Raw genomic sequence first — 22,245 nt, forward strand, 5'->3', positions numbered from 1 at the left:
AATAAAGTTGTTGCATCGTCTTTTTAAATAGTTGTGTGGGTATACACCCTTGTGGATTCACAGGGGAATAGAACCGGCTGGTTTAGTTAATTTGATTTCAAGATGGTATACACCCTTGTGGATTCACAGGGGAATAGAACGGTACAATCAAAACACAATTTTCAACAGAAGGTATACACCCTTGTGGATTCACAGGGGAATAGAACTGATCTTCTAATTCAAATCATTTTTTAAATGGTATACACCCTTGTGGATTCACAGGGGAATAGAACTCTTTTTTTATTTGTTCAAAAGCATTAGGTGGTATACACCCTTGTGGATTCACAGGGGAATAGAACGATTGGTTCAGTTTTAATCGCACGAGAAATGGTATACACCCTTGTGGATTCACAGGGGAATAGAACATGGTTCTTTAAAATGTAAATCTGAATGATGGTATACACCCTTGTGGATTCACAGGGGAATAGAACTCGATTAATTTTTTAATTGCGGCGTTGTATGGTATACACCCTTGTGGATTCACAGGGGAATAGAACGACGCTTTCGGCCAATTCAGCGAATCTTTTGGTATACACCCTTGTGGATTCACAGGGGAATAGAACCTCAAAAATCTCCACTACGATTATGTAGTGGAGATTTTTTGTTTTATAATCTTAAAGAACAGAAGAGAGAAAAAGTATGAACAAATTAAACGAGCAAATTGCAGCGGATTTGTTTTTAATTTATGGATTTAACGCTTTATCATTTAGAGATGAAGAAGAGTGGAAATTAAAAACAAGACCATCATCTTTACGAACTATTAATAAGATCGTAAATGCTGATAGTCAAACAATTCTTGTTGGCAAAAAAGAAATTAAGAAACTTGATAAAATTTTGTGAGAATGGAATAAAAGAACTAGAGCCATTTTAAGTCATTCTAATGAAGAATTATTCAAACCAGATAATAAAACTATTCTTGAATTTGAAGGTTCAATTGAAGAATATCTTCAAGAAATTTATGAATCTAACAAAGAAAAGATAATTTCAGCAAATAAGAATTATTTATACGAAAAAATAAATCATTTATTTAGAAAGTATCTTGATAATAAAGAACTTAAGTTTCGTCTTGAATCCCTTGTTATTTTGTCGATGACATTTTTTCTTTATAAGTTTGAATTGAGTGGATTGTTAAATCCTAATAACCTAAGGTTGAAAACTATTTTTGATAATGACCCCGAAATAAAAGAAGTTTTGAATTATATTCTTAAAGAAGAAGTGGTTACCCATACTGAGATTATTGGTGATAAAGAATTTCAAACTAAGTATGATGATTTACAAATTCGGGGATGAAACTTGTATAGTAAACTTAGCCAAGTTCCAGACTTAACTCCCAAAGATAAAGCATATTCATTTTTTAATAATTCTGATATTTACACTTTGTTAAGGTTAATTAGTAAGGAGGAAATTGAATATTTTTCATCAAAAGGAAATTTTCTTTTAGAGGAAAATTATGGAAAGATAGCACCAATAAAAGAAGATAGTGAACAAAGAGAGGTTCAATATAAACGAGCAAATATTGTTGATTATGATAAATTAGATAAGAATAAAATTTACTTTATTAAAATTAGCGACAACGAGTTTAACTTGTTCTTTTTTTCTAATAATTTAAAACCGGATGCGAAGAATTTTCTTTTAATTCAAGTCAAGAAATTGAAGTATGGTGAAGAAACAGATATTAATATTGACGATGACGACTTTTTAAAGAACTATAAAAACAATAAGTTCAAATGATATACAATTCATTTTAACTCAAAGAATATTTTTAGTTTCTTGGATAAAAACAATTTACTAAATGATAAAAAAAGTTCTTTACTTACTGTATTAAAAAATACTTCTAATACCAAACAACAGCTTGATCAAAAAGATATTCATAGTCAGCACAATAAGTTAGAAGAATTTAAAAATAGAGTGAAGAGTAAAAACTATTTAAGTAAGGAATATAACAACAAGATTAATCCTAGAAAAGGAAATGAAATCCAACCAACCTTCTTAAAGGAGTTTTTATCAACCACCCTTAAGAGTTTGGGTGCTTATCTTGGGAACCAAAATACTGAAGAAAGCGAACGAATAAAAGTTGATAAAAACTCCATTGATCGGTTCTATTCTCATTTTTATGGTGATTTAAACCTTTTATTGGCAAAGAATAATCAAACCTACAAAGATGTTCTTGATTTTCAGTTTTATTCAGAAGAAATAATTCAGTCTGTAATTGATGCAATAACTACTGTTTTTGGAAGTTCTTTACAAGCAGATTACTTCATCAACGCTTTCTTTGTTGAAAAAGAAAATAATAGAAAAATTAATGAAATCTATTATTCATTAATTTTGGAGCGTCAAAATAATAAACAAAGAATGATGACTAATAAAAAAGTTTTTTATAAAGCTTTTTTATCAAGTTTTATTTATTTAACTTATCCAAATGACAATAATTATGAAATTAATAAACAAAAATTAGAAAATTTCTTGTTAAAAAACTTATTTGTTTCAAGTAACCAAAATTTATCTTATGATAATAAGAAAAAAGAACTAACAGTTATTCTTGAAAATAATAACGAGATAACCTTCAAAAGCCTGAATTTACCTATTAATCGTGAAGCAATAAAGTTGATTACTTATATCTTTAATAAACCTGAATTTAAACAAAAAAAATATCAATTCAACTATTCAAAGATTAACCGTAGTAAATTTTTGATGACAACTAATCAAATTGATAAAGATACAGATTTAATTCAATTCTTAAGTAACGATCAATTGATTGATTTTGTAATTTGAGTGAAGAATAAACGTGATTCTTTAAGCCAAAAAGAAGCAAAGTGACCTCTTGATACTATTATGCATTCAAGATTTGTTAGTCCTGAAATTTATAATGAATTTAAGAATCAAAGATAAAGAAATAATATTCTTTAAATTGAGATAGATTTAATTAATAGAAAAAATGGGAAATATAACTTGTTTTTTTAATCTAATATAAATCAGAATTATATGCAGGAACAAAAAAACTAAACAAGAGTAAGCGTTAGACTTGAATCTTGTTTAGTTTTTTTTATTTCTTTGTACTAGTTTTTCGAGTGGTACTTCTTTTTGAGGTCTTTTTCTTGGTAGTTTTCTTTTCTCCATCAATTTTTTCAGGAGCAACATACTCTTTTCAAGTGCCATCAGCTTGTTCGTATTCACGATAAGAACAACCAGTGATTGGAAAGTTTGAACAACCACGGCCACGATTGAAATAAGAACGGATAAAGACTAAATGACCCTGACCACAACGTGGACAGATAATATCACTTTCTGCTTTGACCTTTAGTTTTTCTGCTTCAACTTTAGTTGATAATTCATCATAAATATTTTTTAACCAAGGGTGGAAATCAAGTTCTCCCTCAGAAATCTTATCTAAGTTTTCTTCCATTCCTGCTGTGTAACCAACATCAAAAGTATCAGGGAATTCTGCATATAAATAATTATTAGCAATATAACCTTTATCTTCAACCACAATTGGTTTGCCTTTATGATATTTAACATAACTACGGTCTTGAAGTTTAGTTAAAATCGGGTTGTAAGTTGAAGGTCTTCCTAAACCTAAACGTTTTAATTCCCTTACTAGCGAAGCTTGGTTGTACATGTTGGGTGGTGCGGTTTTAGCATTTTCATTAACAATATGATCTTTTCCAAGGTTAAGGATGAAGTCATTGTTCTTTTCAAGAGCAGGAGCAGTTTCGTGGTTTTTACTTACCAATTGGTCATTATCATCTAATTCAATGTTTTCATCAGTCTGGTCAAGATCTAAGATTTGATAACCTAAGTTTTTGACTTCTTGTCATGATTGTTTAAACTCATAACCATTATTATCAAAGGTTCAGCGATGGTTAATTCCGCTAGGACCATGCATTAAAGATTTTAAGGTATTTCACCAAATTAAGTTGTATAGTCGCTTTTGCAAATCATTATCAAACTGATCAGCAATTTTTCAGGGTGTATCACTTAAATGAGTGGGACGAATTGATTCGTGGGCATCTTGAACATTACCTTGTTTTCCTTTGGGTTTTAAAGGTTGTGCAAACAAGTTAGTATCATAGTTTTTATCGATATAGTCATGAGCTTCTTGAATAAAGCTTTCACTATATCGTTGCGCATCAGTACGGATATAAGTGACTCATCCTTCTTCGTACAACTTTTGGGCTGTCATTGTAATTTGTGCACTACTCAAACGCAACTTACTAAACCCATCTTGTAATAACCCCGCAGTTGAATAAGGTTTAAATGAGCGTGTCTCGAATTCTGCTCCTTTATAATCAACACATTTATATTCCGTGGTTAACTCATTAATAATCTTTTCATCAAGAGGTTTTATCAAATAATAAGTTTCTGGTTTATTAATTAAAACTCCTTGTTGATCTTTATTTAAATCAAGGTGAATATTTTTTTGCTCATCAATTACTTTAATCTTTTGATAAGCTATCTCTTTAAAGGCTTTGATTTCCTTATCACGAGTGACTAGGATATTTAACGCTGGGGTTTGAACTCTTCCTGCACTCAAAAGACCAGTAGCTTTTTGTAAAACTCCTGAAATTAAAAATCCAATAATTTTGTCTAACATTTGTCGAGAAATTTGAGCGTTAACTAAATCTTGATCAACATCTCGCAATTGGTCAAACGCAGCCAGAACTGCTTCTGGAGTAATTTCATCAAAAGTCATGCGCTTTACTACTTTATTTTCATCGGTAAACAAGGATTTTAAATGTCAAGCAATCGCTTCTCCTTCGCGGTCAGGATCTGATGCTAAAACAATCAAATCTGCTTTCTTTCCAGCCTTTTTAATGGCAGTAATGTTTTTGGTTTTACTACGATCGTTGACAAATTCTGGTGTCATTGTTTGAACATCAATACCCAAATTATCCTTGCCTCGATTAGGAATTTTGGTAATATGTCCTCCACTTGCTAATACTTCAAATTTAACTTCAGGATGACCTGTTTCTAAAAAGTTTTTAATTTTATTGATTTTGGTTGGAGATTCAACCAGTACTAAAATATTTTTTTGCTTTCCCATGTCTCTCTTAACTTTCTCTGTTTCATTTTTTACCATAAACTTTTTAAAAAGAATTGAAAAAAACAATATTTTTTTTCTTATTCTTTGATGGAGAAGGATTTCTTCATAATTAATAATATCTATTCTAACAAGCATTATTGCAAAAACAAGAATATTAATAACTGTCAAAAGCACAGTTAAACTGTAAAAATAACAGTTAATTTATTTTTTTAGAGTACAATAAAGGTGATTGTAATATTTCAAAACAATTATAGAAACGAGGACCATTGTTTAATGGCTAATAAAATTAATGTGTTTTCAGAAATTGGGGTCTTAAAAACTGTTTTAGTGCATCGACCAGGAGAAGAGGTGGAAAATTTAACTCCCGAACTTCTAGAACGTTTACTATTTGATGATATTCCCTTTCTAAAGGTTGCTAGAGAAGAGCATGATACTTTTACTGAGTTGATGCGTCAAAATGGGGTAGAAGTACTCTATGTCGAAATTTTGGCTGCTGAAACTTTAGATCAAAATCCAGACTTAAAACCAGAATTCGTTGATCAATTTATTAAAGAAGCAAACGTTAAACCAGAATTCGTTGATCAATTTAAAGATTATTTAACAAAAATGGATAACCAAACCATGATTAATAAGATGATTGGGGGAACTCAAAAGATTGAACTAGGAATTAAAGCGGGTGCTAAAGATTATCCTTTTGTCGCTGACCCTTTACCAAACGTTTTATTCCAACGTGATCCTTTTGCTTCAATTGGTCACGGAATTACTATGCACCGTATGTGAAGTGAAACTAGAAATCGAGAAACTTTCTTCCCCGATTTTGTGTTTAAAAATCACGACCGTTTTAAAGGTGAAGTTCCTTATTTTTATGAACGTAACGGAGTGCCAAGTATCGAGGGTGGTGATATTTTAGTTTTGAACAAAGATACCCTAATTATTGGTTGCTCACAACGAACAACTATGGAAGCAATTAAAATTGCTGCAAAAAATATTTTTACTGATGGTTCATATAAGAAAATTATTGTTTTAGATTTACCAAAATCACGTGCGTTTATGCACCTAGATACAGTTTTCACTAACATTGATTATGATAAATTTATCGCACACCCCCTAATTTTTGATAATTTAAGTGAATTTAAAATTTATGAGTTAGATGCTGATAGTGATGAGATGAAAACAATTGATAAATCTTTACTTGATGTTTTAAAGAAAGCGACCAATAAGGATGTAAAAATTATCCGTTGTGGTGGTGATGATCCTGTTGCTGCTGGTAGAGAGCAATGAAATGATGGAACTAATGTTATTACGTTAAAACCAGGGAAAGTAATTGCTTATTCACGCAACAGCGTCACTATTGAATTATTAAAAAAAGCGGGTGTAGAAGTTTTAATTATACCTTCAAGCGAACTTTCTCGTGGAAGAGGGGGACCACGTTGTATGACGATGCCTCTTTATCGTGAAGATTTAGAGACCAAATAATTAAATAAAGGAGAAATTTTATGAGTGTTAATTTAAAAGGAAGAAGTTTTTTAAAATTATTGGATTTTACTCCCAGAGAAATCCAATATTTATTAGATTTGTCACGTGATTTAAAACGTGCTAAGTATACGGGAAATGAACACCAATTATTAAAAGGTAAAAATGTTGCTTTAATGTTTCAAAAAGACTCAACCAGAACTCGTTGCGCTTTTGAAGTGGGAGCAATGGATCAGGGAGCAGGAACAGTTTATTTAGGACCTTCTGGTTCTCAATTTGGGAAGAAAGAATCAGTTGAAGATACTGCTAAAGTTTTAGGAAGAATGTTTGATGGAATTGAATTTCGTGGTTATAAACAAACTGATGTTGAAAGTTTAGCAGCTCATTCGGGAGTACCAGTGTGAAACGGATTAACTGATGAATTTCACCCTACCCAAATCTTGGCTGATTTTTTAACCATTCAAGAAGAAAAGGGTAAACTAAAAGGATTGAAATTAGTTTTTTGTGGCGATGCACGAAATAATATGGGAAATTCGCTAATGGTTGGTTGTGCAAAAATGGGAATGCATTTTGTAGCTTGTGCACCAAAAGAAGTTTGACCAGATTCTAAGTTGGTTGAACAATGTCAAGAAATTGCTAAAGAAACTGGTGCAATTATCGAATTAGAAGCTGATGTAATGAAGGCTAGTAAAGATGCTGATGCTATTTATACTGATGTATGGGTATCAATGGGAGAACCAAAAGAAGTTTGGGACCAACGGGTAAAACTTTTACAACCTTATCAAGTCAATATGAAAATGATTCAAAATGCTAAACCTGATGTTTTATTTATGCACTGCTTACCAGCATTTCACGATTTAAACACTGAAACAGCCCAACAAGTTCACGAACAATTTGGTTTAAATGAAATGGAAGTAACTGACGAAGTCTTTCGTTCAAAACATTCGGTTGTTTTTGAAGAAGCCGAAAACCGTTTGCACACAATTAAAGCGGTAATGGTCGCGACAATTGGTTAAAGAATTTAAACTGACAAAGGAGAACTTGATGCTTGATTATTACCAGTTAGTGAAGAAAACTAGCGAAGTTAAATTGAAAAAGAGTCAAAAGCTAGGTTCAGAAGTTGATAAGAATTCTGATTCTTCTCAGAAAACCAAAAAACCCAAGAACAAAAAAATGTTCAAAATGATTTCTGCGTTTTCGATTATTTTACTGATTATTGCAATTTTAGTTTTAGTAACGTGAATTTTACATTGAACTGGGGTTAAAACTGATGTTAACGTTATCATTGGTTATGATCCATCGACGGGAATTCCAATTACTCAATCTGAACCTCAAACTATTAAGGCAATGGGAATTGTTGATATTTTCTACTCTTTATTTCAAGGATTTATGAATAAAAGTGGAATTATCATTTTCATCCTTATGCTTGGTGCTTATATTACAATTATCATTAATTCTAAAGCTTTAGATGGTTTTGCTCAACAAATTACTAAAGCCTTAAAAGGTAAAGAAGTTTGAGCAATTGTTCCTTTGATGTTTTTCTTCTCTGTTTGTGGAACTGTGGAAGGAATGGCTGAAGAATCTTTAGGATTCTACATGATTTGTATCCCCTTAATGTTAGCTGCTGGTTTTGATGTCTTTACAGGGTTATTAATTGTTTTAGTTGGAGCAGGAGTAGGAACTCTGGCTTCAACAGTTAACCCGTTTGTAGTTACAGTAGCAGTTGACGCGTTAAATAGTGGCGCTGGTAATGTCGATAGTAGTATTCAATTTATTAGTGTTGGAGATGGATTGGTTTGACGTTTAATTTGTTGACTTATCATGACTGCTGCAGCAATTATTGGGGTGATGACTTATGCAATTAAAACAAAAAAACATCCTGCTAAATCAATTACTTTTAGCACTCTTGCTGGGGATAAAAAGTTCTTTTTAAGTGAAAGCCAAACCATCGTAGTAATGGATTGAAGAAAAAAACTTACGCTTGCAGTTTTTGCTTTGTCATTTATTTTAATGATTGTTTATTTAATTGGTTGAGATTCAATTTTGGGAGGAAGTAAGTTTGCTGATGCTGGAAAAACAATCAATAATCGTGCTCCTTATCTAACTGCCTTAATTCCTGGGTTTGGAATTGGGGATTTAACAGTTGTTGCTTGCTTTTTCTTAATTAGTGCAATTGTGCTTGGATTAGTTAATGGTCTTGGTGAAGATGGCTTCTTAAAACAATTTATGGCGGGTGCTGCTGATATTCTGAGTGTTTGTTTAATTATTGCGACTGCTGCAGGAGTAGGAGTAATTCTTGAACAATCTCACCTTCAAGAACTATTTGTTAAAGGTCTAACCGATTCAGTTGGGGGTATTAGTCCAGTAGGAAGAATTGTTGTGCTTTACTTATTGTTCCTTCCTCTTTCTTTTGTAATTCCTTCGACATCTGGTTTTGCAACTGCGGTCTTTCCCCTATTGGCAAGTACAGTTTCTGCTGATCCAAATAATCCTAATTTGGTAGCTGGAGATATTGCTGGATCTGGATCAATCTTATCTTTTTCTTTTGCTAGTGGTTTATTAAACTTGTTTACCCCAACTAGTGGAGTTGTCATGGGAGCAATTGGGATTGCTCGTGTCGATTATGGAAAGTTCTTAAAAGGAATTTGACCCTTCTTAGCTGGTTTGTTGGTACTTTCAGTGATTTTGCTAGCAATTGGAGGAGTCATCGGAGGAAAGATTGCCTAAAAAAGGTAATTAAAGGAGGAATAAAAATGAAAATTGTAGTTGCAATTGGAGGAAATGCTTTAGGTAATAATCCTCAAGAACAAAAAGAAATTGTCAAAAATACGGCTAAAAATTTAGTTGATTTTGTACAACAAGGTTTTGATTTAATTATTGTTCATGGAAATGGACCTCAAGTGGGAATGATTAACAATGGTTTTGATTTAGCGCATAAAGCTGATGAGCATTCACCAGTGGTTGATTTTCCTGAATGTGGGGCGATGAGTCAGGGGTATATTGGTTATGATTTGCAAAATGCGATTGGTAACGAATTAACCAAGCGAAAAATGAGTCAAAAGGTAGCTTCAATCATCACCCAAACTATTGTTGATCAAAATGATCCTGCTTTTAAAAATCCTACCAAACCAATTGGAAGTTTTCTTTCAAAAGCAGAAGCAGAAAAAATGGTTGAAACTAATCATTGAGATATTAAAGAGGACGCTGGAAGAGGTTGAAGAAGGGTGATTGCTTCACCTCGCCCAGTTGATATTGTGGAAAAAGAGATTATTAAAACGATGATTGCTGCTGGTTTTATTACCATTTCTACTGGGGGCGGGGGAATTCCGGTGGTTAATGATAATAATACGCTAAAAGGAGTGGCTGCAGTAATTGATAAAGACTTTGCTGCAGCTAAGGTTGCTGAATTAGTCGATGCTGATAAATTAATTATTCTAACTGCTGTTGAACAAGTGGCAATTAACTATAATAAACCAGATCAACAAACATTTGCAAATTTAACTCTTGACCAGTTAAATGGTTATATCAAGGATGGACAATTTGCCCCAGGGAGTATGCTACCAAAAGTGGAGGCAGCAATGTCATTTGTGAAGAACACCCAAGGTAGACCAGCAATTATTGGAAGCTTAGACAAGGCAGGAGCGGTCATCAAAGGTGAATCAGGAACTTTGATTAAAAATTAAAAGTTAAAATAAGAAAAAGACTAAGTCTAACTTAGTCTTTTTTTGTTATTAAAATTCTTCTGCTGCAACTTTAATTCTAGCATCGAATTCATCAATTACTTTGCTTGGTTCTAACTGACTATAAGGCTTAGTTTTAGTTCCTGCAACCAAAATTGGTTCTTTCACCTTTGCCCCAACAAAATCTCAAGTTCCTCATAAATAATCGGTATGATTGCCTCAGCGATATCACCCATAAGGAGCGCCTTGAGTAGTTAAGATTTGCACAGTTAAGTCTGGTAATAAACCTTTGGCATCACCTTTTTCACTATACTTATAAGAAAAAGTTTCATTAGCTAATAAAACGTGATCTAAGTAGTTCTTCATCATTGCAGGAATGTTAAAGTTGTGCATTGGTGAAGCAATTACTAGTTTATCAACTGTTTTCAACTGGTTAATATATTCTTTAGTTTCTTCATCCCAAAAGGTAGCTTGGTTTTCAACATTTAATGTTTTTTGCGCAATACTTACTTGATTTAAATCTAATTTAATAATTTCATCACTAGGGTTTTTTGCTTGATAGTGTTTTAAAAAACGGTCAAGTAATGCCAACGAATAAGATTTTTCTTTAGCACTAACACTAGTACTAATGACTAATACTTTACTCATATTATTCACCTACTTTCGTTCTAATTATATCATTAAGTATTTTCTTAAAATGAACCAGTCAAGGATCTTTAAACTTGAATGGTTGGGTTTTTGTTTCTGACTAACTTTTAGATATAATTAAAAAGTATTAAATAGATAAAAAGAAAACTATCTCATCGAATAAAGAGGTTGGGATTTTACCAAGTATTAATTCTAGATTATGAGTTCTACTAGCATTGTTTGGTTAGTGAGTTTTCTGAAATAACATTGAATAGTGGTGTTGTTTTTATTGATAAGGAGCTTTTAATGTTAAATAGCCAAGAATATAAAACCCTGGTGGTGGTTGGTTCTCAATGAGGGGACGAAGGTAAAGGAAAAATTACTGATTATTATGCTCAGGATGCTGATCTGGTTGTTCGTTTTGCGGGAGGAGATAATGCTGGTCACATTATTTGAAATGAAGGAAAGAAATACAAAGTAACCATTGTTCCTTCAGGAATTTTGAATCCTCAAGTAATCAATATTATTGGCAATGGGTGTGTAGTTAATTTAACTAAATTAAATAGTGAAATGAAGATTTTACAAGATGCAGGCATTGATACCAAAAACTTATTTATTTCTGATCGTGCTCATGTTATTTTTAAGTACAATGAAGAAATTGATGCCTTACAAGAAGAGGTTCGTGCTAACCGAAAGATTGGTACGACCAAGCGCGGTATTGGTCCTACTTATGCTGATAAAGCCTCAAGATGTGGTCTTCGTCTTTGTGATTTTCAAGAACCCAACTTTAAAGAGTTACTTCAAGAACAAGTGGAATATCATAACCAATTAATTACTACGATTTATCAAGGCCAAGCAGTTGATTTTGCAACAATTTATCAAGAAGCAGTTAACCAGTATGAAGCAATTAAAGACCGCATTATTGATTGTGGGGAATTTTTAGATCACGCAATCCGGGCTCAAAAAATGGTTTTATTTGAAGGAGCACAAGGGGTTTTATTAGATCTTGACCATGGCACTTACCCATTTGTTACCAGCTCTAATACTACAGCGAACAATGTTAGTATTGGGGTAGGAATTCACAATAAACTAATTAATAAAGTTATTGGAGTGGCAAAAGCTTATGATACTCGGGTAGGAACTGGGGGAATGCCGACTGAACTATTAGATGAAACTGGTAATCGATTAAGAGAACGTGGGCACGAGTATGGTTCAAATACTGGACGCCCCCGTCGGTTGGGATGATTTGATGCGGTCGCTATGAACTACTCAATTCGTACTGGAGGACTTGATACTTTATTTATTACTCTTCTCGACGTTTTAGATAGTGAAGAGACGATTAAAATCTGTACTAGTTATAACTATCAAGGCAAAGTGATTAATACAATTCTCGCATCAAATACTGAGTATGAAAAATGCACTCCGGTCTATGAAGAATTACCAGGCTGAAAAACTGATATTACCAAAGTGACTAGTTGAGATGAACTTCCTGTTAATGCGAAAAACTATATTAACCGGATTTCAGAGTTATGTAATATTCCGATTCAAGGTTTTTCTGTTGGTCCTGACCGCAAACAGACAATTAATTTATTAGATAAGTTTGGAGGTTAAAGATGATTGAACGATATGAAGTTAAACCAATCAAAGCAATTTGAAATGATGATCATAAACTCGAAATTTGAACCAAGATTGAAGTATTGGTTGTTCAAGGATGAACCAAGTTGGGGATTGTTCCTGAACAAGATTTGGCTTTGATTAAACAAAAAATCAAGGTTAATAAAACAAGGATGTTAGAGTTAGAACAAGAAACTAAACATGACGTGGTTGCATTTAGCAGAATGTTGAGTGAATCGTTGGGTGAAGAAAGTAAATGAATTCACTTAGGAATTACTTCTACTGATATTGTTGATACAGCGCAAAACTATTTGATTAAAGAGTCAATAAGCTTAGTTCAAGAATATTTAACTGGTTTAAAAGCAAGGTTGAATGAACTATCACAAACCCATAAACATACCTTGATTATGGGTCGCACCCACGGAATGTATGGAGAACCAACATCATTAGGATTGAAGTTCTTATTGTGATTAGAAGAGCTAAAACGTCAAGAAAAACGTTTAGAATTAGCAATCAATGATGTTTGTGTGACCAAGATTTCTGGGTCAATGGGTAATTACGCTAATTTAGAAATTGCTATTGAAGAGGATGTTGCTAAACAACTAGGAATGCCTCGAGATCACCTTTCTACGCAAGTTAGTCAACGCGACCGTTTAGCTTCTTTATACTTAGTGTTTGCTAACCTTTCTACTACCTTTGAAAAGATGGCCACAGAAATCCGCTTATTACAACGTAGTGAAGTTAAAGAAATCATGGAAGGATTTAGTGTTAATCAAAAAGGTTCTTCTTCAATGCCTCATAAAAAGAATCCGATTAGTTCAGAAAACATTACTGGATTAAGTCGAATGTTAAGAAGTTATGTTATTCCTGGTTTGGAAAATAATGTTTTATGACATGAGCGTGATATTTCTCATTCTTCAAATGAACGAGTTATCCTCCCAGATGTTTTCCATTTAGTTTCTTATTTGATTCAAAGAATGACTAATGTTCTAACTGATCTTGTGATTGATCAAGAACAAATGTTAAAGCATATTAAGAGTGCAAATAATGTTTTTTATTCACAACCTTTAATGACTTACATCTTAATTCATACTAATCACTCTCGCGAAGAGGTCTATGACTTTATTCAAAAATGTACCATGCTTTGTTTGAAAGAAAATCTTGACTTTAAACAGGTGTTAATTGATGAAGGGATTGAAAAATATCTTGAATCAACTGAACTTGATCAAATTTTTAACTTAGATTACTTTTTAAGAAATGTTGATCAGATTTATGACAAGATTACTGATTAAGAAAAACCATTGAAAGTGGTTTTTCTTTTTGCCAAAGCAGATAAAAAGTTAGTAAATTCAATTTTTTCTCTGTTATTTTTTCTATTCATCGTTAGAATAAATTTTAAGAAGTGGAAATAGAGAGAGAAGGTCTTTTCATGAACGAAAAGAAAAAAGTAAATATTGGTTTAGATATTGGGATTTCGTCGGTTGGTTGGGCAATTGTTGGTGCTGATGAATTTGAAATTATTGATGCAGGAAGTCGAATTTTTGTTGAGGCCGATTCAGAAAATAATCAATCACGAAGAGAAAAACGTTCAAGTCGGAGAATGAACCGTAGGGATAAATTACGTCGTAAGGACTTATTAGATTTATTTGTTAAACATGGTTTACTTGAAAAAAGAGAGGATTTCTTTGATTTACAAATTGGTAGTCAAAAAGATGTTTACCAACTAAGAAAAGATGCTTTAAGTGAAGTTGTTAGCAAAGAAGAATTAATGATGATTCTTTATAGTATGATGAAGCGAAGAGGAACTTTTAGTTGATTAGATGACCAAATTGAAGAAGCTGAAAAAAGTGACAAGAAAGATGCAGAAATTAAAACAGAAAACGCAGTTGAAAAAGATAATCGTTTTGCTTGTGAAATTCAACTTGATAATTTAGCTAAGGAAGGAAAGATTGTTGGTACTAAGAACAAAGATATTACTCATGAAATGTATGAAAAAGAGTTAAAGGCAATCTTTGCTAAACAAGAAGAATTAACTAATTTGGATACGAATTTAAAAGCTGACTTCTTGGAGATTTTTAACCGAAAACGACATTATTATGAAGGTCCCAATTATCCCTCTCCTTTTGGATGGAATCGTGATGAAAAGAAATTTTATGAAAACTTAATTGGATTCGATACCTATGACAAAACTCAAATTCGTGCACCAAGAGACGGTATTTATGCTTCATTGTTTAACCTATTAAATGATTTAAATGGTTTATCAATTATTGATCCTGTGCATCGTGATAGTTCAAAATTGACAAAGGAAGAAAAAGAAAAGGTTATTGCATCAATTTACAGTGAGAGCAAAAAACCAACCAATTTAACTCTTAGTCGTTTAAGAACGATTCTAAGTTTAGATAAGGATATTTTGATTACCGGTTATCGAATCGATAAGAAGGGAAATCCAATTTTTACAGAGTTTAAGGTTTTGAATGAAATTTATAAAAAACTCACCCAAAACACTTTACCAACTCATTGATTAAAATATTCTAATAATAATATCTTGGATGCAATGAGTGAAATTTTTACAAAATATCAATCAGTTGAAAAACGACAAGAACAGTTAAAGGAATTGATTGAGAAAAACCAGGATGTTTTGAAAATAAATGATGTTGAAGTGACAAGCAAATGTTTATCTCACATCAAGTTCTCTGGTTCTCACGCTTTAAGTAATAGTACGATTGAGAAAGTTTTGGGTGAAATGTTAGTAGAACCCAAGCAAGGAATTACTTTGTTCCATGAAAAAGGGATTAAACCAGAATATAAGATTCAATTTGAAAATACTAAGTATGTTCCGGTTTCAGCAAGTCAAATTAACGAAATGTATATTTCCCCAGTCGTTAAACGTGCTTTTATTCAGTCACTAAAAGTCTTAAAAGAAATTCAAAGACGTTATTGTGATTATGAAATTAGTAATGTTGTGATTGAGTTAGTTCGTGAAAAGAATAGTGATGATTTGAAAAAGCATATTAATGAGATGCAAAACAAAAATGAAAAAACAAATAAACTTATTAGAGATTGTTTTGAGGGTCGTGATTTAAGGGGTAAGGCAGCGAAGAAAGCGCGTTTGTATCTTGAACAACACCAAATGTGTGCTTATTGTGGTGAAACTTTAGATGTGATGAAAGTGGTTGATAATCCAAGTTATACTGAAATTGATCACATTATTCCTGAATCAATTTCTTATACTAGTTCAATGGATAATTTAGTTTTAGTCCATAGTAATGAAAACCATGTTAAGGGACAAGATACTCCTTATGGTTATTTCTCATCAAAGACTACAAAAATGAACTGGTCTGAATTTCAAGAATTTGTAAAAAAAAGACTGTATGATGAGGGAAAAACACGCTATTTTAGAACTAAGATTGAAAATCTTTTAGATGAAAAGGATTACAGCAATCCTGATAATCGCAGAGATTTTATTAACCGTAATTTGAATGACACTCGTTATGCAACTTCAGAGGTTAAGGCTTATTTAGATCATTATGTTAAAGAGACTAACCAACCCTTTAAAATTCAAGCTATTAACGGTCGTTATACTGATTATATTAAAAAAGAATACTTTGATTTGGGACCAAAAGATCGTGATGATTTAAGACATCATGCTATTGATGCAATTGCAATCGCTTCTTCGCCAAGAATTCGTAGTAATGCACAATTAACTCTTGAAGGATTAGAAACTAAGAAAAACAGTTTTAAACAACATCGTGGAGAAATAATGAATTTTGATTATCGTTTTTCTAGGATGAATTCCAAGAATTTAAATAAACAGTTAACCAACGAAACTTTATATGTTTATAGAAAATTAAATGAAAACGATGATAAAAGTTGAACCAAGATTGAAAAATGTAAATTATTTGAAGATGATGGAAAAATAAATGATATTTTTGGAACTAAAAAAGTAAAAACTTTGATGGAACAATCTGATCCCAAAACTTTTGCTTATTTACAAAAAATTTATGATGAATATATGGAAAAAACTTATAAAAATAAAGATGATAAAGAAATAGTCATCAAAAATCCGTTTGTTTATGTTCGAGATATCCTTAAAGAAGCAATTACTAAGCAACAAAGCGAGAAACCAGAAAGTAATACTCGACCAGTGAAGGTGTTGAAGTATTATTCAAATAGAATTGGTAATTATTTAGATGTTACTCATAAATATCCAAGTGTTGATTCTGAAAAGACCAAAGTTGTTTATGAAAGTTTCAAACCTTTTAGAATTGATATTTTCAAAAATAAATTAACTGGAAAATTTAAGGTTCTTTTTGTGAATGCTTCTATGCTTAAAAAAGCAAATGACAAAGAACTAATTGAAAATCTGAGTGGATATAATAAATGCAAATTTGATTTAAAAATAGATGAAAATTACGACCTTTATTTACAAATTTATCCAGGTGATACTATACTTTATAAAGAATTCGATGATGAATGACAAATTCGAAAAGCGAATGGAGGTTCTAACGGAAAAAATAGGATTGAAGTCAATTACTTACATAGAAATAAGCGTGATAAAAAGAATATAGAGTTTAACAAAGAAAAGGACAATCGTACATTTGCTTTTATGAATAAACTTGTTGACATTAAATTACTAAATCTTGACGTTTTAGGTGTTAAATCATCAAAATATGCGTTAGAATAAAAATGTAGATATTATTATATTTACTTTACTACACAAAAATTTTACAGACTGTCGAAATAAGACATTATGTCGTAAACATGGGGTTGGCAACGATCCCATTTTTTTATTTTTAAAATGAGTTGAAAAACAGTCATTGTTGAAAATGCAGATAAAGTTTCTTTATTTTTAGATAGTTTGGTAGTAACTAAAAACGAAATTCCGCGTCAGTTTCTAATTTCAGATTTAAATTGTGTAATCTTTCAAGATTACCGCTCGATTGTCACAACACAGATATTAAATAAACTCGCAATTAATTCAGTTATGGTTATCTTTTGTGATGTTGATTTAATGCCTACAAGTGTTCTTAATCCAATTGATGCTCATCATTTACAATTTAAAATCATTAAAGAGCAAATTAACTGAAAGATAGAAACTAAGCGAGAATTATGAGCAAAAATTGTTAAACAAAAAATTGAGAGTCAACTAGAAATTTTAGAAGAGAACAATAAAAGTGCAATTAAAGTAGAAATGTTAAGAGGATATATTAAAGAGGTTCAACCAGGTGATGTTAGTAACCGGGAAGGACATGCGGCAAAAGTGTATTTCAACGAACTATTTGGTAACGAATTTGCTCGCAGTCAAGACAATATTATTAATGCAGCTCTAAACTTTGGTTATACAGTGATTCGTTCAGCATTTAGTCGAACAATTGTATCTAAAGGTTTACACCCATCAATTAGTCTATTTCACTCCAATCAGTACGATGCTTTTGCCTTGGCTGATGATTTAATGGAACCTTTCCGTCCGGTGATTGATGATTTTGTTTATAAGAATTACCAAGAATGAGAGTACTTTGGTAAGGAACAAAAACAAGCGTTAGTGAATTTATTAAATGTGCAAATTAACTTTGATGGTAAGGATGTATTTCTGACATCGGCAATTAATCGATATGTTGATAATGTGATTAATTATATGGAATCTGGTGAAATGGATTATTTAGTTTTTCCTTACTTAGAACATATTCAGTATTATGAGTTATAGATATATGCGTTTATTAGTAATGTATGATTTGCCAATGACTTCGAAGCATTATGTGAAAGAATATACCAAGTTCAGAAAGTATTTATTAAAAGAAGGTTATGTGATGGTGCAACAATCAATTTATAGTAAGTTGTGCCTGAATCAAGATGTGGTTGATAACACCATTAGAAGGTTAGAGAAAAATTTACCAGCACTTGGTAATGTACGTGCATTACAAGTGACAGAAAAACAGTATGCCAAAATCAAAATTATGGTTGGGCATAAGAGTTTACAAGAACAAGATCAAAACGATAGAAGGATGGTGATTTTGTAGTGATTATTAAAAACTATAAACGCTTAAATTATGTTAAGTTTAACTTAACAAAAACTAAGATCATTCTCAATAAAGATTATTTAGAACGTAAAGATTTATTAGAAGTCTTAAACTTAACCTTTAATAATAAAAAAATACCTGAGGATGCTGTGGTCAAGTGAGAAGAAAATGATTTGATTTACAACCTTAAAAATTTGAAAGTAATTAATATTCCCAACTTAATTGATTTTGAAAAAGACTTCTTTGATGGTTCAAAATCAATTGTAAAAACTTTAATTCAAGAAGTTTTACAAGCCTTGGAATATCAAAACAAAAACTTAATTGAACTAGAAAGTCTTCTATTCTCTTTTAAATTAGAAAATGAATTAGAATCATTAAATAACCTTTTTAAAGAAATTAAAAGTGATTACCACTTGTCTTTAAAAACTAATTTAATTGGTTCAATTGCACAAGTATTGAGTGATTATTTAGAATTGGAAATGCTAAACCAAAATGATGAAAGACTAACCGAAGATAACATTACTTTTGAACTTTTAAATAACCTCTATTTCAAATTATTAAACTTCATCATTGCTTGCATGGATAACCAAGCTTTAGTGATTTTTGACAATCCTTTTACTGGAATTAAATATCAAGATTTACCAAAGATAATGAGCTTGATTAATAAAATTGATTATAAGATTTTAGTACTTAGTGAAATGCCGTTAATTGATGATAAAAACTTAAGTGATGTTTTTATCTTTGGTGAGCAATTTCTGCTTGATTTTTCAGAATTCTATAATAATTTAGAAGATATTCAAAAATTCATTGATCAAGATGTTGAACCAATTTTAAACAAAGTTTCTCAAAATATTGTTCAACAATTTAACGTTTATGACTACCAATACGAAAAGATGCTTTTATTTAACGATAAAAGCGAAGAAATTTTATTTACTGCAATTAAAAACTATCAAATAGTTTAAAAAATTACTTAAAATACTTGATTTGACGTTTCGGCCCCCTGTAAAATTTTTGTGTAGTAAAACTTTTGTTTGTCGTTCGTTTACTTCTGGTCAGTTTCGGCCCCCTGTAAAATTTTTGTGTAGTAAAACTAAAAAATGCTTTATTAGATTCAGAACATAGTTTCGGCCCCCTGTAAAATTTTTGTGTAGTAAAACAATGAATTATGACAAGACATTTGTTGAATAGTTTCGGCCCCCTGTAAAATTTTTGTGTAGTAAAACTGATAACGTTTTTGCTTTATCACAGATTGTGTTTCGGCCCCCTGTAAAATTTTTGTGTAGTAAAACCAGTCGTTGCAAAACCAAAATTTGTTTCCTGTTTCGGCCCCCTGTAAAATTTTTGTGTAGTAAAACTTCCTATTTCTGAATAGAGTGCTCTTCAGCGTTTCGGCCCCCTGTAAAATTTTTGTGTAGTAAAACGTCCATATCTTTTAACAATGTTTCAAGTTCGTTTCGGCCCCCTGTAAAATTTTTGTGTAGTAAAACATTAAAAGTTGCATTAAATAATCTTAAACCGTTTCGGCCCCCTGTAAAATTTTTGTGTAGTAAAACATATGCTAAGGAAATCAACCAGGTTATTAAGTTTCGGCCCCCTGTAAAATTTTTGTGTAGTAAAACAATCTTTTGAATTCCTCAATACCTTCATAGGTTTCGGCCCCCTGTAAAATTTTTGTGTAGTAAAACTGTTAATTAATCCTGTATTATTAATAGTGAGTTTCGGCCCCCTGTAAAATTTTTGTGTAGTAAAACTCAACCAAAAGCTAAGTAAAGATATAGGGGGTTTCGGCCCCCTGTAAAATTTTTGTGTAGTAAAACTTCCATTCTCCTTTTAATTTTTTTCAATTTGTTTCGGCCCCCTGTAAAATTTTTGTGTAGTAAAACAAAGTTTCTACCACCCCGTTTTAATAAAATGTTTCGGCCCCCTGTAAAATTTTTGTGTAGTAAAACTGATTGTGAAGAAAGTTGTGTTATCAATGTGTTTCGGCCCCCTGTAAAATTTTTGTGTAGTAAAACAACCCTCATATTCTTCTTCTTCCTCCCCTTGTTTCGGCCCCCTGTAAAATTTTTGTGTAGTAAAACACAATGTTCAATAATGATTACAATAACAATGTTTCGGCCCCCTGTAAAATTTTTGTGTAGTAAAACCAGGTAAAGAAGCTTTTGACGAAATTAACAGTTTCGGCCCCCTGTAAAATTTTTGTGTAGTAAAACTGATAAAAGATATCGAATGGTAGGTCAATGTTTCGGCCCCCTGTAAAATTTTTGTGTAGTAAAACAGATTCAAGCAATGAGTATTACCACGCCAGGTCTCGGTCTCCTGTAAAATCTTTGTGTAGTAAAACAAAAGTTTCGATTCAGAAACTCCTCCTTATGTCTCGGTCTCCTGTAAAATCTTTGTGTAGTAAAACAAAAGTTTCGATTCAGAAACTCCTCCTTATGTCTCGGTCTCCTGTAAAATCTTTGTGTAGTAAAACAAAAGCAACAGCAATAACAATTAACCAACTGTCTCGGTCTCCTGTAAAATCTTTGTGTAGTAAAACATCAATCTGGTAATTTAATGATGCGTTTAGCATATAAAATTGCATTTGGTTCTTATTGAAAGCCAGACTATGCGTGTGTTAGTACTGATTACTGTTTCTCTAGTTTTATTTTATTAAAATTAATTTAGAAAAACTTAAAGTTGTAATCATAAATCTAATGGCATATATCATTGGATTTTTATTTTAAGAATAAAACATTTTTCACTAGTGTAATATCTCTTGATAAAAAAATTCCAAACAAACAAGGTTCATTAAATTGAAAGTAGTAATTGGTCATATTATTTTAAAATAAACTATGATACTATACTAATCGATAGGAAAGGAAAATATAAATTATGAAAAAATTCTTAATGACAATTGGATTAATTATCTTTGGAGGTACGGCAGTTGGAAACATAGCAACATCAATAACTTCATCAGAGCAAAACAAACAAGAAACTATCAATGTTAATCAAACTGATTATGATTACATCTGAAGATTTCAAGAACAGTCTGCTAGAAAAACTGTTAAACCACACGAGTATGCTGCTTTTGGAATTTACGGTATTAATGTAACTGCTATTTCAGGAGTTCATGAATTTCCAGAGTTAACATCACTATTTGAAGGATTTGAAGTTCCTGGTTTAAAAGTTGCTTATCGAGGATATAATGGCCAAACTTTTTTACTTACAAAAGATACTTGAAAAATTGGTAGCATTTTACCAGGTCAAGGATCTTGATATGAAAAACAAGATATAACATTATCATCAACTATGAGAATATATCTTACTGCTCGTTCTACGGTCTGATTTAAATGAGAGAACAATGAAAGACAACTTATGTTGGATTTAGAGTATCGAGCTTATATTGACAATACCCCTAATAATTATTATGGTGAAATTGCAGCTATAACTGGTTCTGAAGTATGAATGGTTTATTAAAAAACAAAATTTAATATCGTTTCGGCTCCTGTAAAATTTTTGCATAGTAAAACTTGAGTTATTAAAAGCGTATGAGATTGAATTAACTTCTCTATAAATATTTAAAAAAAGAGTGACAAAGATATCAAAAGTCACTTTTTTATTGCCTTTATTTTAAAAAAATACCTAAAAAGAAAATGGTAAAATATAGTACTTACAAAAGGAGAGGAGAGAAAAAATGAAAAACTTACTTTCTCTATTAGCGGCATTAGGCTTAACTGCCACTGCTGCCACTACAGTGATTGCTTGTGGC

General features: G+C 31.6%; 15 protein-coding genes and 2 CRISPR repeat arrays. Of the genes, 13 read left to right on the forward strand and 2 right to left on the reverse strand.

Going from position 1 to position 22,245, the window contains the following annotated elements; translation table 4 throughout:
- Positions 1-37 precede the first annotated feature (37 nt).
- A CRISPR array of direct repeats spans positions 38-602; the repeat unit is 37 nt; unit sequence TGGTATACACCCTTGTGGATTCACAGGGGAATAGAAC.
- A gap of 76 nt (positions 603-678) precedes the next feature.
- A complete protein-coding gene (locus LD125_RS03410) occupies positions 679-2,928 on the forward strand; it encodes a hypothetical protein (protein ID WP_250137626.1) in 2,250 nt (749 codons plus the stop codon).
- A gap of 154 nt (positions 2,929-3,082) precedes the next feature.
- On the opposite strand, the gene LD125_RS04045 is transcribed toward LD125_RS03410, so the two are convergent.
- Positions 3,083-5,080, reverse strand: a complete 1,998-nt coding sequence (locus LD125_RS04045; protein ID WP_250136665.1) for a type IA DNA topoisomerase — start codon at positions 5,078-5,080, stop codon at positions 3,083-3,085.
- 273 nt (positions 5,081-5,353) lie between these two features.
- Here LD125_RS04045 and LD125_RS03420 point away from each other — a divergent pair, with 273 nt between their 5' ends.
- The 4 genes from LD125_RS03420 (at position 5,354) to arcC (ending at position 10,236) form a co-directional block, all read left to right on the forward strand.
- A complete protein-coding gene (locus LD125_RS03420; protein ID WP_250137625.1) occupies positions 5,354-6,556 on the forward strand; it encodes an arginine deiminase in 1,203 nt (400 codons plus the stop codon).
- Between the two features lie 20 nt (positions 6,557-6,576).
- Positions 6,577-7,569, forward strand: coding sequence for an ornithine carbamoyltransferase (gene argF, locus LD125_RS03425; protein ID WP_250136667.1), 993 nt, complete (start codon positions 6,577-6,579; stop codon positions 7,567-7,569).
- 166 nt (positions 7,570-7,735) lie between these two features.
- The gene (locus tag LD125_RS03430; RefSeq protein WP_374982243.1) at positions 7,736-9,280 is read left to right on the forward strand and encodes a YfcC family protein; all 1,545 of its coding nucleotides are present in this window, start codon (positions 7,736-7,738) and stop codon (positions 9,278-9,280) included.
- Positions 9,281-9,306: 26 nt separating this feature from the next.
- Positions 9,307-10,236 (forward strand): carbamate kinase, encoded by a 930-nt coding sequence (gene arcC / locus LD125_RS03435; protein WP_250137623.1) that lies wholly within the window; start codon positions 9,307-9,309, stop codon positions 10,234-10,236.
- A gap of 48 nt (positions 10,237-10,284) precedes the next feature.
- Here arcC and LD125_RS03440 read toward each other — a convergent pair whose 3' ends face one another.
- Complete coding sequence (locus tag LD125_RS03440; RefSeq protein WP_250136670.1) at positions 10,285-10,881, reverse strand: FMN-dependent NADH-azoreductase; 597 nt, start codon at positions 10,879-10,881, stop codon at positions 10,285-10,287.
- Between the two features lie 285 nt (positions 10,882-11,166).
- Here LD125_RS03440 and LD125_RS03445 point away from each other — a divergent pair, with 285 nt between their 5' ends.
- From LD125_RS03445 to LD125_RS04055, 8 genes are all read left to right on the forward strand, one after another.
- Positions 11,167-12,471 (forward strand): adenylosuccinate synthase, encoded by a 1,305-nt coding sequence (locus LD125_RS03445; protein ID WP_250137622.1) that lies wholly within the window; start codon positions 11,167-11,169, stop codon positions 12,469-12,471.
- A gap of 2 nt (positions 12,472-12,473) precedes the next feature.
- A complete protein-coding gene (gene purB / locus LD125_RS03450) occupies positions 12,474-13,766 on the forward strand; it encodes an adenylosuccinate lyase (RefSeq protein ID WP_250137621.1) in 1,293 nt (430 codons plus the stop codon).
- Positions 13,767-13,903: 137 nt separating this feature from the next.
- Positions 13,904-17,158 (forward strand): type II CRISPR RNA-guided endonuclease Cas9, encoded by a 3,255-nt coding sequence (gene cas9 / locus LD125_RS03455; protein WP_250137620.1) that lies wholly within the window; start codon positions 13,904-13,906, stop codon positions 17,156-17,158.
- A 114-nt stretch (positions 17,159-17,272) separates the two neighbouring features.
- Positions 17,273-18,178, forward strand: coding sequence for a type II CRISPR-associated endonuclease Cas1 (cas1, locus tag LD125_RS03460; protein WP_250137619.1), 906 nt, complete (start codon positions 17,273-17,275; stop codon positions 18,176-18,178).
- A gap of 4 nt (positions 18,179-18,182) precedes the next feature.
- Positions 18,183-18,491, forward strand: coding sequence for a CRISPR-associated endonuclease Cas2 (gene cas2, locus LD125_RS03465; RefSeq protein WP_250137183.1), 309 nt, complete (start codon positions 18,183-18,185; stop codon positions 18,489-18,491).
- Positions 18,491-19,453: a hypothetical protein gene (locus tag LD125_RS03470; protein WP_250136676.1), complete on the forward strand. Its 963-nt coding sequence runs from the start codon at positions 18,491-18,493 to the stop codon at positions 19,451-19,453. Before cas2 ends, LD125_RS03470 begins: the two co-directional genes overlap by 1 nt.
- 27 nt (positions 19,454-19,480) lie before the next feature.
- A CRISPR array of direct repeats spans positions 19,481-21,033; the repeat unit is 36 nt; unit sequence GTTTCGGCCCCCTGTAAAATTTTTGTGTAGTAAAAC.
- A gap of 335 nt (positions 21,034-21,368) precedes the next feature.
- Complete coding sequence (locus LD125_RS03475; protein ID WP_250136677.1) at positions 21,369-21,953, forward strand: hypothetical protein; 585 nt, start codon at positions 21,369-21,371, stop codon at positions 21,951-21,953.
- A gap of 217 nt (positions 21,954-22,170) precedes the next feature.
- The coding region (locus tag LD125_RS04055; protein WP_374982319.1) for a lipoprotein at positions 22,171-22,245 on the forward strand (75 nt) is incomplete at its 3' end.

It is taken from the genome of Mesoplasma sp. JKS002658 (genome assembly GCF_023566355.1).
GTDB lineage: Bacteria > Bacillota_I > Bacilli_A > Mycoplasmatales > Mycoplasmataceae > Edwardiiplasma > Edwardiiplasma whartonense.